Source organism: Sporosarcina gallistercoris (assembly GCF_050459885.1).
GTDB lineage: Bacteria > Bacillota > Bacilli > Bacillales_A > Planococcaceae > Sporosarcina > Sporosarcina gallistercoris_A.
Genome location: NZ_JBCMNO010000027.1, coordinates 1 through 14785, shown reverse-complemented (window position 1 = coordinate 14785; position 14785 = coordinate 1). Strand labels below are relative to the sequence as shown.

Annotated in this window: 11 protein-coding genes; 5 read left to right on the top strand and 6 right to left on the bottom strand. The window is 44.5% G+C overall.

Going from position 1 to position 14785, the window contains the following annotated elements; translation table 11 throughout:
- Window positions 1-62: 62 nt before the first annotated feature.
- The 4 genes from ABE021_RS14780 to ABE021_RS14765 all read right to left on the bottom strand — a co-directional run bounded on the left by ABE021_RS14780 (window position 63) and on the right by ABE021_RS14765 (window position 7915).
- Entirely contained in the window at window positions 63-3140 is a 3078-nt protein-coding gene (locus ABE021_RS14780) for an efflux RND transporter permease subunit (RefSeq protein WP_430289715.1), read from the bottom strand.
- 143 nt (window positions 3141-3283) lie between these two features.
- Window positions 3284-4858 carry a peptide chain release factor 3 gene (locus ABE021_RS14775; protein WP_430289713.1) on the bottom strand — a complete coding sequence of 525 codons (1575 nt, stop codon included), beginning with the start codon at window positions 4856-4858 and terminating at the stop codon, window positions 3284-3286.
- Window positions 4859-4890: 32 nt separating this feature from the next.
- Window positions 4891-6381, bottom strand: coding sequence for a UDP-N-acetylmuramoyl-L-alanyl-D-glutamate--2,6-diaminopimelate ligase (locus tag ABE021_RS14770; protein ID WP_430289712.1), 1491 nt, complete (start codon window positions 6379-6381; stop codon window positions 4891-4893).
- Between the two features lie 145 nt (window positions 6382-6526).
- A complete protein-coding gene (locus ABE021_RS14765) occupies window positions 6527-7915 on the bottom strand; it encodes an aldehyde dehydrogenase (protein WP_430289711.1) in 1389 nt (462 codons plus the stop codon).
- Window positions 7916-8240: 325 nt separating this feature from the next.
- Between ABE021_RS14765 and ABE021_RS14760 the strand changes: the two genes are divergently transcribed.
- The 5 genes from ABE021_RS14760 (at window position 8241) to qoxD (ending at window position 12648) form a co-directional block, all read left to right on the top strand.
- Window positions 8241-8384, top strand: coding sequence for a hypothetical protein (locus ABE021_RS14760; RefSeq protein ID WP_430289710.1), 144 nt, complete (start codon window positions 8241-8243; stop codon window positions 8382-8384).
- A gap of 449 nt (window positions 8385-8833) precedes the next feature.
- Window positions 8834-9763, top strand: coding sequence for a cytochrome aa3 quinol oxidase subunit II (gene qoxA / locus ABE021_RS14755; RefSeq protein WP_430289709.1), 930 nt, complete (start codon window positions 8834-8836; stop codon window positions 9761-9763).
- Between the two features lie 63 nt (window positions 9764-9826).
- Entirely contained in the window at window positions 9827-11776 is a 1950-nt protein-coding gene (gene qoxB / locus ABE021_RS14750) for a cytochrome aa3 quinol oxidase subunit I (protein ID WP_430289708.1), read from the top strand.
- The gene (qoxC, locus tag ABE021_RS14745; protein WP_430289707.1) at window positions 11766-12362 is read left to right on the top strand and encodes a cytochrome aa3 quinol oxidase subunit III; all 597 of its coding nucleotides are present in this window, start codon (window positions 11766-11768) and stop codon (window positions 12360-12362) included. The genes qoxB and qoxC overlap by 11 nt, the downstream gene beginning before the upstream one ends.
- Window position 12363: 1 nt before the next feature.
- Complete coding sequence (qoxD, locus tag ABE021_RS14740; protein WP_430289705.1) at window positions 12364-12648, top strand: cytochrome aa3 quinol oxidase subunit IV; 285 nt, start codon at window positions 12364-12366, stop codon at window positions 12646-12648.
- 154 nt (window positions 12649-12802) lie between these two features.
- On the opposite strand, the gene ABE021_RS14735 is transcribed toward qoxD, so the two are convergent.
- Together ABE021_RS14735 and ABE021_RS14730 are read right to left on the bottom strand one after the other, a co-directional pair.
- Entirely contained in the window at window positions 12803-13924 is a 1122-nt protein-coding gene (locus ABE021_RS14735) for an alpha-hydroxy-acid oxidizing protein (RefSeq protein WP_430289704.1), read from the bottom strand.
- An 85-nt stretch (window positions 13925-14009) separates the two neighbouring features.
- The coding region (locus tag ABE021_RS14730) for a YjiH family protein (protein WP_430289703.1) at window positions 14010-14785 on the bottom strand (776 nt) is incomplete at its 5' end.

The following is a 14785-nucleotide window of genomic DNA, read 5'->3' as shown; positions in this document are numbered from 1 at the left end:
AATCCTGCAAAAAAAGCAGAGGGGTCGTCCCTCTGCTTTTTGAGTATTGAATAGGGGTCGAATTAGTTATCAACAGTATTTTTCGGCCGAGCCCGCCTTCTTGTTTCTTTATCGAACAAGCTATAAATGATAGGGACGATGAAGAGAGTCAAGAATGTTGAGCTGATCAATCCGCCAATGACGGCAATCCCCATTGGTTGGTTAATTTCCGTCCCTTCCCCGATACCGAGAGCCAGTGGCAACAAGCCGAGTATTGTTGTAAGGGCGGTCATGAGAATTGGACGTACCCGGTTTTTCACGGATATGACGATTGCGTCATAGGAGCTCATACCTTTTTCCTTTTGCTGATTAATATAATCAACGAGGACAATTCCATTGTTAACTACGATCCCTACTAATACGAGAATCCCGATGATCGAGGTAACACTAATCGGTGTACTTGTCGCGAACAACCCTATTGCTACCCCAATTATCATCAATGGAACTGAGAACATGATAACGAATGGGTATTTAAACGACTCGAACTGTGCGGCCATTACAATGTAAACGAGAACGACTGCAAGTATGAGGGCCAATAACATATCGTTTGCTGCGCTCTCAAAGAGTTCCCGGTCCCCGCTGTAGGACATCTTCACATCATCCGGCAACTTGAGGTCGTCAATGGTGCTGTTTACGGATTTCGTAATTTCGCCAAGTGATTTGTCATTTTCGTACTTCACATCATAGGAAACGGAGTGCGCCTGGTCGACACGTTGAATAGCGACTGGCCCTTCCGCAATATCGATTTTCGCTATCTGCCCGAGTTTAACAAATTGTCCTGTAGGCGTACGGAGCTTAATCTTCCGAAGCGCACCGGTATCCTCATAGAACTTTTTGTCATACTGGACGTTCACTGTTAACACTTGATCATTTTCATCGACAATCTGAGTCGCAAACGTGCCTCGTGTAACGTCAGTAATGGTTTGTGCTACTTGATATGGTGCTAATCCGAAATCAGCAGCTAGTTTTTGGTCGACGGTCACTTGGACTTCTTCGACCGTATCCATGAGGTTATTGGACACTTCAGTAACTCCATCCAACTTTCCAAGTGCCTCATCTATTTTTTCTGTCGCTTCATTTAGACGCTTTTCGTTTGTATCCTCTATTGAAAATGATAGCGTATTAGGACTGGAACCTGCAGCGGCTTGAACATTGAAGCTGACTTCCGCAGTATCCCCAATCGCTTTGTTCACTTTCGGTTTCACATCATCCATGAAGTCGAACACAGAACGATTTCGATCCTCCAGTGGTTTCAGCTTCACATACATCTCCGCTGTATCCGCTTGGGATCCCCCTTGAGCCATGGACTGTTGGGTTCCTCCAACGAGACTGACGTAAACTTCTACATCTTTTTGGTCTTTCAACACATCTTCTACCTTTTTCACAGCAGCATTTGTCGTTTCTAGTGAAGAACCATTCGGAAGCTCTACGTTGATGCTGAAGAACCCTTCATCTGTAGAGGGTAAAAATTCCGTTCCCACTTTAAACAGTCCAAATGCACTGACGCCAAGCAACACTACTGTCATGGCGAGAATGAGGAATCGATGTGCCAATGACCATTTTATCGACTTTTCAAATGTATTGAGTGTTTTCGAGCGACGACGACGGGCTTCTACATTGCGGCGAGGTTTACGGAGCATTCGGCTCGCCATCATCGGCACCACAGTTAAAGCGACCACTAAGGAGGCAAATAAGCTGAACGAGATGGTCAACGCAAATTGAGTAAAGATTTGGCCGATCAACCCCGAGATGAAAATAACAGGAACAAAGACGGCCAGTGTCGTCAATGTGGATGCAATGATGGCTCCACTGACTTCTTTCGCCCCTTCGCTAGCTGCAACTTTCCGATCTTTCCCCATAGCAAGGTGCCGTTCAATGTTTTCAATAACGACAATCGCATTATCGACAAGCATCCCGATTCCGAGTGCCAAGGCACCTAACGTCATGATATTGAGGGAAAAGTCAGCGAAGAACATGAGAACAAATGTGACAATCACTGAATAAGGAATGGCAACCCCTATTATAATTGGACTTCTTATCCCCTTCAGGAAGAAGAACAATACGATCATGGCGAAGATACCGCCAAGAATGAGCGATTGGCCGATGTTATTAATGGCCAATTTTACGTAATCGCCTTGGTCGAACAATATGTCTGCATCTACGCCTTTAAATTGTTTCTCGTCCAATAGACGATCTAAAGATTGTTTAAAAGACTTGGAAACTTCAGCGGTATTCGCGCCTGATTCCTGGAGGACGGAGAGCAATACAGCTTGTTGGTCATTTGCCCGAGTGAGCGTACCGCTATCGGCTTCTGCGAGGTTGACCTTCGCAACGTCTTTTACAAACAACCGTTTACCAGTCACAGGATTCGGACCGATAATGACGTTTTTCACGTCGTCCGCTGAATTGAGCGTGCTGATAATTCTTGTGGTCAGCTGTTTGCCACCTGATGCACTCACGGGCTCACCAGGCATGGTGACGTTTGAAGCTTGGACTGCTTGTAATACGTCCGCTTGGGTCAGTCCGTTCTTTTCCAGCTTACTTTCGTCCAAAACGATTTGAATTTCTTCAACTAGTTTACCGGAAACACTAACACTAGCAACGCCTTCTGTCTGACGCAATTCAGTTTCCAACTCTTCTGCAATTTTCCGGATATCGATATCTTCCGAAGCCGTTTTAAGAGAAAGTTGAATAACTGGGAATTGGGAAGGGTCAAACTTCATGAAGCGAGGCTTGTCCGCTCCCTCAGGTACAGGTACTTGATCAATCCGCTGTAAAATATCGAGCTGGACGTCGTCGATATTAGCTGACCAGTCAAACATCATGAAGACAAGTGTTGCGCCTTCTTGAGAAGTCGATTGCAAAGACTTCAATCCAGGTGCTGTGGATAAGCTCTCTTCCAATGGCTTTGTCAGTTTTTCACTGACTTCCGTTGGGGAAGCGCCTCCATAATTCGCTACTACTACCGCTACTGGAGGATTCAAGTCCGGAATAAGTGTTACGGGTATCTTAAAAAAAGATACGGCTCCAAGTATGATGATTAAAAACATCGTGACGATCGTGAATACTGGGCGTTTAATCGAAAAATCGCTAATTTTCATGTGTACGTCCCCTTTGTCTGAATTACAGTACTTTCATCATATGCAATGCAACGCTTGAGTTCAAACAGAACGTTTGCAAATTTTGAGATAGTAAAAAAACCCGTACACAAATATGTAACGGGTTTTTGAAATAATCTCTTTCCTTATAACAAACTGTATAATCTGATATCAGGGAACTTGTCGCCGAACCAACGCATTGCAAAATCGTTTTCAAAAAGGAACACGAAGTTATCAAAACGGTCTTTCACGAGCATTGAACGCGGCCCTGTCATAGATTCTTTAACATCCGATTCGTTTTCGATCCAGCGTGCAACTTTTGAACCGATATGCTGCATTTGGACTTCCACATTGTACTCGTTTTTCATCCGATGCTCAAATACTTCAAATTGCAATTGACCTACTGCACCCAGAATTACTTCTTCTGTATGAAGCGTTTTGTAATACTGGATAGCCCCTTCTTGGACCAACTGCAAGATCCCCTTGTGGAAGTGCTTCGACTTCATGACGTTTTTCGCAGTCACTTTAACGAATAATTCTGGATTGAACTGCGGCAACGCTTCAAATTGGTAGGTGGATTTGCCTCCAACGACAGTATCCCCAATTTGGTAGTTTCCTGTATCATACAACCCTATGATATCTCCAGCTACTGCTTCATTTACCGTTTCGCGATCATCTGCAAGGAACTGGGTAGTCTGAGATAGCTTAACCGTTTTGCCAATACGAGGAATGTTAACAGTCATCCCTCTTTCAAATGCCCCAGATACAATTCGTACGAATGCAATACGATCCCGGTGTGCAGGGTTCATATTCGCTTGGATCTTGAAGATGAATCCCGAGAATTCCTCCATCATTGGATCCACATATTGTTCGTTCTCTGTAATACGCGGTTGCGGAGACGGAGCAAAGTTTAAAAACGTCTCCAAAAATGTCTGAACACCAAAGTTCGTCAAAGCACTGCCGAAGAAAACAGGTGTCAGTTCCCCCTTAGAAATACGGGCTTCATCAAAAGAATTCCCTGCCTCTTCCAATAGCAGAGCATCTTCCACCGCTTGCTTATAATAAGACGTTTCCGTCATAGGATGTGGATTGACCAATTCACCATTGTCATCCAGTTCAAGAAACTTATGCTCCCCATCCACTCTCGCTTGTTCGATGCGATTGTTATAGCGATCGTAAATTCCGATGAATTCTTTCCCCATTCCGATCGGCCAGTTCATTGCATAGGATTGGATGCCGAGTACTTCTTCAAGTTCTTCCATCAACTCAAGCGGCTCTTTACCTTGCCGGTCCATTTTGTTAATGAATGTGAAAATAGGAATACCGCGCATGCGACATACTTTGAAGAGCTTGATGGTTTGGGGCTCAATTCCTTTAGCCGAGTCGACCATCATGACTGCTGCATCTACCGCCATCAATGTACGGTACGTGTCTTCACTGAAGTCTTCATGCCCTGGTGTATCCAGTATATTGACCCGTTTCCCATCGTAATCGAACTGCAAAACAGATGAAGTGACGGAGATACCCCGTTGCTTTTCAATTTCCATCCAGTCGGACGTTGCGTATTTCCCGCTTTTCTTCCCTTTGACCGTTCCAGCATCACGTATAGCCCCACCGAAATAGAGGAGTTTTTCTGTCATCGTCGTCTTCCCGGCATCCGGGTGAGAAATGATGGCGAATGTTCGTCGCGAAGCAATTTCATCTTGCATATTTTTAGTCATTTCCTTATTCTCCTTCGTATACGAGCCGGCATTCAGTTGCCGATCAAGCCTTTGCCAAATTTCTTTTCCGCTTCATCCAAAGCAATCACTGCATCTGAATGTGGATATTTTGTTGAACCGATAATTTGAAAGTCTTCATGCCCTTTGCCTGCAAATATGATGATATCCCCTTCGTCCGCAACTTCGACAGCGTGCCGTACAGCCGCATCCCGATCCCCGATACAAGCAAACCGTTTGTGCGTCATACCTGCCGCAAGTTCTGAAGTAATGGAATCGTATGGCTCATCACGCGGGTCATCTGTTGTTAGAATCACATAGTCTGCAGCGGATGCTTTTTCAGCCATAACAGGCCGTTTTTTCCGATCCCTGTTTCCTCCAGTCCCGATGACAAAGATAAGCTTGGAATCTGCCGACTTATATGGAAGAACAGCATCAATCGCTTTCTCAATCGCATCTGCTGAATGGGCATAATCCACGTAAATTGTCAGCGGCAGTTCCGTTTCCACTCGTTCCATACGTCCCTTAATAGGTGCAAGATAACGGAGTGGGGCTAAAATGTCAGGCATAGCAAGTCCTTTTGCATACAATGCGGTAATCGCTGCGAGCGCATTCGAGACACTAAACTCACCGATCATACGCATTTCCACGTCCCATTCCCCTTCAGGAGAGAGAAGTTTAAACGAGGTGCCATCTGTTCTAAGATCGATATCTACAGCTGTAAACATTGCATCCGTATGGATTCCATAAGTTAGGACAGGATAAGATGTCATCTCTTTCATTTTAGTATGCCATGGATCATCCGCGTTCAGCACTGCCACTTTTTGTTGTTGCAAGTCTTGGCCAAGCTGGGCGAAAAGCAGGCCTTTCGCATTTCCGTAATTCTCCATCGTACCATGGAAATCCAGATGGTCATGCGTCAAGTTCGTAAAGATCGCGATGTCGAATTCCGTTCCAGCTAACCGTCCTTCAATGAGACCGTGAGAAGAAACTTCCATTGTCATCGTTTCGCATCCTTCTTCTGCTGCACGGGCAATCATTTTCTGGGTGGTCAACACGTCTGGGGTCGTATTTTCAGTTTCATACAATACACCATCCAAGTTGAATCCGATTGTACCCGAAACAGCGGAGCGTTCCCCCGCGCCCATTAAAATTCCATGAATGACATTACTGACACTCGTTTTTCCATTCGTCCCAGTGACGCCAATCATCTTCATCTTTTTCGATGGATAGCCACACCAGGCAGAAGCAAGCAATCTGATTGCTCTTGAAGTGCTTTCCACGTAAACAACTGCCACTTTTTCCAAGTCCACATCGATAGGTTTAGATGCAATGATGACGCGAGCGCCAGACTCAACTGCGGATTTGACATATCTATGCCCATCTACAGTATATCCTTCGATACAGACAAAAAGTCCTCCTGCACTGATCGCGCGCGAGTCCGATGCCAAATCTGTTACTTCTTCAGGTAGTTCGCCTAGCACACGTTTAACTGGCAAAGACGCCAATAATTGATTTGTATTCATTAGTACTCCTCCGTTCAGCCGTACCTTACAGCGGTTCCGTTTTTCTGCTCAACCTGCTGCTGTTTTTTAGGCAATACATTCATTATACTTTTTTTTCAGGGCTACGTCATGGTTGAATTGACGATTCAATAGAAAAACCGCTGATTTAACGAATCAGCGGTTTGATGAATTTAAGCTTATTGCCATATGGAGGAAAAGCGGCCCGCATCGGAATTGTCGTACTGCGATTCATCATCGCTTTTTCATGGGTGAATACATCAAAGCTTGCTTTCCCATGATAATTCCCTTGTCCAGAGCTCCCCACCCCGCCAAACGGCAAGTGTATATTGCCTACATGAGAGATCGTGTCATTGATACATCCGCCGCCAAATGGAAGATGGTCTGTGAAGTATTCTGCAGCCTCTTCATTTTCAGTGAACATATATCCGGCAAGCGGTTTCGGCATTTTGCGGATTTGATGTAAGAGAGTACCTAGGTTTCCGTATTCCAATACAGGCAAAATCGGTCCGAATAATTCATCCTCCATAGAAGGGCTATCAAAACGAATTCCATCCAATACAGTCGGTTCGATGAATAAGTCCGCTTTGTTCGTGCTTCCTCCTGAACGGATAGCATGTTGTTCCTTATCAAGAATTCCTTGAAGACGATCGAATTGTTTTTCATTGATAATCCGGCCATAATCTTTGCTGGAAAAAGCATCCTTTCCGTAAAATCGTCGAATTGCTTTTTCAATCTCTATTAATAGAGGTTCCTTAATGGTTCTGTGTGCAACTACATAGTCAGGTGCGACACACGTTTGACCTGCATTCGAGAATTTCCCCCACACAATCCGTTCGGCAGCGATTTTCAAATTAGCCGTCTGATCGACAATTGCAGGACTCTTACCACCTAGTTCGAGCGTAACCGGCGTCAGACGGTCAGAGGCCGCTTTCATAACAATTTTGCCTACCGCTACACTGCCCGTAAAGAATATCGAATCAAACGGAGCATGAATCAGTGCTGAGGTTTCTTCCTTCGCACCTTCAACGACACGGACGTATTCCGGCGGGAACTGTTCTTCTAGAATTTTCCTAACAACGGCAGCCGTATTCGGGGCAGCTTCAGATGGTTTTGCGACGATACAGTTTCCTGCCGCTATTGCTCCAACAATTGGTTCCATGACCAATTGAAATGGATAATTGAACGGCCCAATCACTAATACCGATCCAAATGGCTCCCGGATGACATAACTTTTCCCCGGTTGCAAATAGAGTGGCGTTTTAGCTGTTTGCGGCTCCATCCATTCATCTATATGCTTTAACATATGACCAATACTTGAAAGAACAAAGCCGATTTCAGTGACATATGACTCAAAAGGATTTTTCCGCAAATCCCGGTAGAGAGCTTCTTCTATTTCTTGCTCATGTTTTTGAATCGCTTCTTTCAAGCGGACGAGCATTTCTTTCCTGAATTCAACAGAACGCGTTGCCCCTGAAAAGTAAAAATCATGTTGTCGCTCAATCATTGTTTCTACGTCTTTAGGTGTAAAGTTCATAAGCGTTCCTCCTCTTAGGCGGTTTCTTCTATCTTAACGGCCTTGCGAGTGATACGCAAAAATCCAAACCGGTCATTATCAAAAAGCCGATAAAATGTCAATCACCCAAAAGGATCTGTTTTTGCAGCCATTAATTCCGACAAAGTACGCAGGTTAGCAACTGCTGTCGAATCATATACTAACTTCATCGGGCAGTTCTTCAAAACCGGAATACCGCGACAGGACTATCGAAGCCTTTTTTCAGATCTACGTTTTACGCCAAACAAGGTTAGGGTAAAGAGTGTATAACAAGCAAGCAACCACATTCTTTAAGGGAGGATTTATCATGACAACAACTGATACTTGGTGGGAGACAATTTTTGAAGGCAATTTGGCAGCAGGGTTGAATAAGGAACGAATGAGGGAATTGGATGAAGAACACTTCCTATATTTTAAAGACGAAGAAATGGCCCAAGAGGTCATCAACTGATTTTGAAAACGCATCATATCCCACGAACTTTTCCAAATGGCATTGATACATAAAACAGCTTTTCTTTTGCGGACCGCGAAAAGAAAAGCTGTTTTTGTTCGCCTAAAATTGGGCTCTCCTGTCACTTCCATAATCCTCATAACTCTCCGATTTCACTAAAAAACTCTATATTTCTAATAACTTTATCGAGCAAATTAGTAATCATTTTACACCCATTTAATGGGTAGTGCAACATGTTCGCTCAATAATCCAGATAGATAAGAACCTTTTGTGACATACTCACTTCACCATTGTAATCTTGTTTTCACGGTACTATCATAAAGTTCGCAAGGCAGTTGTTTTACATTTTCTTGAAAATAACAGACCGTTTTAAATTATTAGAATATAATTTAACGGCTAATCTAAATAACTGCTCCTGTTGACAATACACCTTTGAGAGGAGTTCTAACATGAAGAAAAAGTGGATAGCTTTAACGCTGTTTTCTCTTACAGCCATTTTACTAGCCGGCTGTGATAACCCACTGCTCATATTCGATCCAAAAGGTCCGCAAGCTAAGATTTTATCGGATACTATCCTGTTCTCTATTGCGATAATGGCAGGCATCCTTTTCGTCGTTTACGTGCTATATACTGTTGTTCTAGTGAAGTACCGCGCTTCAAAGCTGGATGATGATTACGAACCGCCACATGAAGAAGGCAACAAATGGTTAGAAATTATTTGGACAGCAATACCAGTTATCATCGTCATTGTCCTATCTGTGGTTACTGTATCCTCCACTAGTAAAGTGGAGCAAAAATCTGTCGCCTACGCAGATCAAAAACCTCTCGTAATATATGCTTCTTCATCCAACTGGAAATGGCATTTCAGCTATCCGGAAGAAGGAATCGAGACAGTCAATTATGTGAATTTCCCTGCCAACCGGCCGATTGAATTCCGGCTTTACTCATATGGTCCGATTACAAGTTTCTGGATTCCGCAATTAGCTGGCCAAAAATATGCAATGAGTGACATGGTCACAGCCATTCATATGTCTGCAGACGTCCCCGGTTCGTTCATGGGGAAAAACTCGAATTTCAGTGGTGAAGGTTTTGCCAAAATGGAATTTGAAGCTCAATCGCTGTCAGATGCCGATTATAAAGAATGGATAAATGACGTAAAAGCTACCGCTCCAAAACTTACAGAAGATGAGTTTGACGAATTGTTAAAAGCGGAACACGTGGGTCGCAAAACCTATTCTTCTAACCACCTTGAATTCAAACCTGCTCCTGAAGGGGAGAACAGCGGCCATCATCACGGTGGCTCTACAGAAACCGAAGATCAGCATGAAGGACACGAAGATATGGATATGGATATGGATATGGATCATGATTCGCACTAAAAGTCCGTCTTACAAAACCACTCTTCCCTTCACATACTTAACAAACGAAAGGAGTTCAACGATATGAAATGGGATGAATTTTTCGTAACCGGGGAACCGATGATCTACGCGGCGATGGCAAGCATTGTTGTGGTATCTCTCGCAATTCCGATTGCGCTCACATACTTTAAAAAATGGAACTGGCTTTGGACGAACTGGTTAACTACGGTTGACCATAAGAAAATCGGAGTCATGTACATTCTTGCTGCCCTCCTCATGCTCTTCCGCGGAGGCGTCGATGCACTCTTAATGCGTGCTCAGACAGCGATTCCTGATAACGGATTGCTGGATGGTCAGCATTACAATGAAATCTTTACAACACACGGGGTCATTATGATTCTGTTCATGGCCATGCCATTCATTATCGGATTAATGAACGTTGTAATTCCGCTGCAAATCGGAGCACGCGATGTTGCGTTCCCACGCTTGAACGCAGTCAGCTTCTGGTTATTTTTCGCAGGTGCGATGCTGTTCAATATCTCATTCGTCATCGGTGGTTCTCCGGATGCAGGATGGTCTGCGTACTTCCCGCTGGCGAGTTTGGAATTCAGTCCAACAGTCGGGAATAACTATTATGCCATCGCTCTCCAAATTGCCGGGATCGGTACTTTATTGACGGGGATCAACTTCCTAGTCACGATTTTAAAAATGCGCGCACCTGGCATGACACTTATGAAAATGCCGATGTTCACTTGGTCTGTCTTGATCACTAACGTCATTATCGTATTTGCTTTCCCTGTATTGACAGTGGCTCTTGCATTGATGACACTCGATCGACAATTCGGCACTCAATTCTTTGCCATGCAAAATGGCGGGATGGACATGCTTTGGGCGAACCTGTTCTGGGTTTGGGGTCACCCTGAAGTATATATCGTGATTTTGCCGGCCTTCGGGATATACAGCGAAATCATTTCTGCTTTCGCCCGGAAAAATCTGTACGGCTATAAATCCATGGTCGTCAGTATGGTCGCGATTTCACTTCTTTCGTTCGTTGTATGGGTTCACCACTTCTATACAATGGGCCATGGAGTTATGGTCAACAGTGTCTTCTCCATTACCACGATGGCCATCGCGATTCCAACCGGTGTGAAAATATTCAACTGGCTGTTCACTTTGCGTAAGGGGAAAATCAGCTTTACGACGCCGATGATGTATGCCCTGGCATTCATTCCGATCTTCACAATCGGCGGTGTGACAGGTGTCATGCTCGCAATGGCGAGTGCCGATTACCAGTATCACAATACGATGTTCTTAGTTGCCCACTTCCACTATGTACTGATTCCGGGTACGGTGTTTGCGGTCATAGCAGGGTTCCACTTCTGGTTCCCGAAAGTGTTCGGTTTCCGTCTGAACGAAAGACTCGGAAAGTGGGCATTCTGGTTTATTGCAGTCAGCTTTAACGTCACGTTCTTCCCGCTATTCATTCTTGGACTGAACGGAATGACACGACGTATGTATACGTATTCGGAAAGTACAGGATACGGAGCGCTGAATATGTTGTCCATGGTAGGTGCAATTGGATTGACAGTCGGGTTCATCATTCTCGTCTACAACATTTACTACAGCGTGCGTTACAGCCCACGCGATACAAATGGCGATCCTTGGGATGCACGTTCACTTGAATGGAGCACTCACAGTCCAGTTCCTGAGTACAACTTTGCGTTGATCCCTACTGTGGATCGTTTGGACGCTCACTGGTTCTCCAAGAAAGAAGGAAAGCCGCTAACGTCTGGTAAGTATGAACCGATCCACATGCCGAATAACAGCGGTGTACCAGTAATCATGGGAGCTGCATTCTTCTTCTGGGGCTTCTTCATGGTATTCAGCTGGTGGATTCCAGCTATCGTTTTCGGAGTTGTGATTTTAGGTACGTTGGCTTACCGCACATTCGAGAAAGACCATGGTCACTACATTTCTGTGGAAGAAATAGAGCAAACAGAAAATGCATTGCGAGGTGAACAGCATGAAAATTGATCACTCAGTACCTATGGAATATAGTACAGACGAAAATAAGATGAAGATCCTTGGATTCTGGATCTTCTTGGGGGCGGAAATCGCCCTCTTCTCCACTTTGTTTGCCGTGTACTTCACACTGCAAAACAATACAAAAGTGGGACCTACAGCTTCGGATCTCTTCCATCTGACGCCGGTCATGATTGAGACAATCCTTTTACTTTCAAGCAGTTTCACGATTGGATTAGGAATTCACGCAATGCGTCTTGGTTTGAAGAAACCGATGATGACATTCTTCGGGATTACGTTGGCGCTTGGCGCTGCATTCCTCGGGGTGGAAGTATATGAATTCGTCACATATGTAGGCGAAGGAGCAACGATACAGACGAGCGGGTTCCTTTCTGCGCTCTTCACTCTTCTAGGGACTCACGGATTGCACGTTACGTTCGGTCTACTGTGGGGCGGCGCGATTTTACTACAAATCAAAAAGCGCGGCTTCACACCGGAAACTGCAAATAAGTCGTTCATCTTCTCTTTGTATTGGCACTTTCTTGACGTGGTTTGGATTTTCATCTTCAGCTTCGTCTACTTGAAAGGATTGATGTAAGATGAAACAACTTTTCCCAGCTCAGCACGTCATGGGATTCTTGTTCTCCCTGCTGCTTTCACTAGTGGCGCTCGTTGCGGTCCTTTTTGACTTATCATTTGCTGCCGGTATGACGATTCTAATCGTCACCGCTTTGGTACAAGCTGGTCTGCAGCTGTTCCTATTCATGCACGTGAAGGAAAACGCAGAGAGCAAGACCTTGTATTTGAATATCCTCTATGCCTTGTTCGTAGGACTTGTCACGATTTTCGGGACGTTGTTCGCGATGCAGTGGGGATATATGTGAAATAAGTTGGTACAAAACACGAAGCAGCCTCAAGGTCATCCTATGACCCTTGAGGCTGCTTTTTATATTCGGCAATTCTAAGTGAGACGGTTCACTGTTACGACTTGCTTCTTGATTGCACATTGGAACTTCCATTATTTGTATAACAAGCAATTCATCTTTCCCTTTTAAAAAGCAAGTCTGAATTGATTTCTTGAATAGTACGAACGCCTGCTAACGCCATGGAGATTTCAAGTTCGTGAAGGATCTTATGAACTACGTTGATTACTCCTTCAGTTCCATTTGCAGCTAAGCCATATATAAGGGGTCTTCCTAGCAATACCGCATCTGCACCAAGTGCCAGTGCTTTAAATACATCGACGCCCGTTCTGATACCACTATCCAGTAAAATAGGTATACGATCTTGAACGATATTTTTAATATCCGGTAAAGCATCTAATGAAGCAATACAGTGATCCAACTGTCGCCCGCCATGATTGGAAATGATGATACCATCCATATTGTTCTCAAGCGCTAACTTGGCATCTTCAGGATGCAAGATCCCTTTCAATAAAATAGGTAAACTCGTCATCTCACGAACTTTTTTCAGCGCGTTCCAATCGAGTCCCGGCTGGTCGATGATGTCTATTTGTTTTTGTAATGCCGCTTTCCTGTCTTCTTCAGGAGAATGATCGAGTAATGATAAGAACGCTGGATCCCCTAGGTAATTCCCACACCCATCCCCTTCTTCAAGCGGGGAATACTGATTGCGCGCATCAGTTTCCCTGATTCCTAGTACCGGGGTATCTACCGTGATGACGATTGCTGAATAGCCGTTTGCTTCAGCACGTTCCACTAAACTCTTGGTCACCGTTTCCTCAAGCGAACAATACAATTGAAACCATCGTGGACTGTTTCCTAATTCATTCGCAATTTCTTCCATTGAATAGGAGGATGCGCTACTCACTATGAGCGGGACATTCACTTTTTCAGCTGCTCTGGCGGTAGCCAGTTCCCCATCTGGATGAGCAATCCGCTGTACACCAATCGGAGCGAAAAAGAGCGGCGTTGGAAGTTTCAGCTTGAACAACGTACTAGTCATGTCAATATGGGCGACATTCCGCAAGACGCGAGGACGAATCTTCCATCTTGAAAAAGCAAAAAGATTTTCTTGCATCGTCGCTTCGCTGCCTGCACCTCTTGCAATATAATCGAAGGCCTCTCGCCTCATTTTTTCGAATGCCCTTTTCTCTAATAAACTTTCAAAATTGGGTTGTATACGTGCTTCGGTGATCATTTTCCTTTCCTCCCTATGAGCAAAAAAGTAAAAAGCTTTACCAACCTCAGCATCTATTTCTGACTGGGCTGATAAAGCTCTTTTTTCAGTTAAAAACGAATAGATGGGCAATCAATACGATAATCGGCAGTGTAATAATTGTCCGTTGAATAAAGATGATAAATAACTCCACGAATGACACAGGTATATTGGAACGTAAAATCAGAATTCCAATTTCAGACATATAGACTAGCTGTGTCAATGAGAGCGCCGCCACAACAAACCGGGTGATTTCTGCGTCAATCGTTCCACCAATCACTGCTGGTAAGAACATATCAGCAAACCCTACCAACATTGTCGGTGCAGCCTCCGCAGCTTGCGGCAGCTGCATTAGTTCAAGCAATGGAACGAGTGGATACGAAATGATGTTGAACACGGGCGTAAATTCTGCAACGATGAGTGCAAGTGCACCTAGACTCATGACAAGAGGAATCAGTCCTAACCATATGTCCATCACGGTCTCGACACCCTCTTTTATCAATCCCATTGGACTCTTTGCAGTGCTCGCCTTATCCAGCGCTTGTTTCCACCCCCATTGGAGATTGGATACGCCGTCCGGCTGAATCTCATCGATTCGTTGACCGACTGGTTCGTAATAGGTGTCAGCTTTGCGTGACAATGGCGGAATTCGAGGCATAATGATCGCCGCAACCACACTTGCAATAGATACAGTAATATAAAACGGAACGAACAAATGTCCGACATTCGCAACGTTTGCAACAACTAGCGAAAAAGCTACTGAAGCAATTGAAAACGTCGTAGCAATGACAGCAGCTTCCCGTTTCGTATAGTACCCTTCATCGTATTGCTTCATGGTGACTA

Bases quoted from the DNA above. Each gene is read 5' to 3' on its own strand.
- ABE021_RS14765 (WP_430289711.1), bottom strand. From the start codon at position 7,915: ATGAACTTTACACCTAAAGACGTAGAAACAATGATTGAGCGACAACAT.
- qoxA (WP_430289709.1), top strand. From the start codon at position 8,834: ATGAAGAAAAAGTGGATAGCTTTAACGCTGTTTTCTCTTACAGCCATT.
- ABE021_RS14770 (WP_430289712.1), bottom strand. From the start codon at position 6,381: ATGAATACAAATCAATTATTGGCGTCTTTGCCAGTTAAACGTGTGCTA.
- ABE021_RS14780 (WP_430289715.1), bottom strand. From the start codon at position 3,140: ATGAAAATTAGCGATTTTTCGATTAAACGCCCAGTATTCACGATCGTC.
- ABE021_RS14760 (WP_430289710.1), top strand. From the start codon at position 8,241: ATGACAACAACTGATACTTGGTGGGAGACAATTTTTGAAGGCAATTTG.
- qoxC (WP_430289707.1), top strand. From the start codon at position 11,766: ATGAAAATTGATCACTCAGTACCTATGGAATATAGTACAGACGAAAAT.
- qoxD (WP_430289705.1), top strand. From the start codon at position 12,364: ATGAAACAACTTTTCCCAGCTCAGCACGTCATGGGATTCTTGTTCTCC.
- qoxB (WP_430289708.1), top strand. From the start codon at position 9,827: ATGAAATGGGATGAATTTTTCGTAACCGGGGAACCGATGATCTACGCG.
- ABE021_RS14735 (WP_430289704.1), bottom strand. From the start codon at position 13,924: ATGATCACCGAAGCACGTATACAACCCAATTTTGAAAGTTTATTAGAG.
- ABE021_RS14775 (WP_430289713.1), bottom strand. From the start codon at position 4,858: ATGACTAAAAATATGCAAGATGAAATTGCTTCGCGACGAACATTCGCC.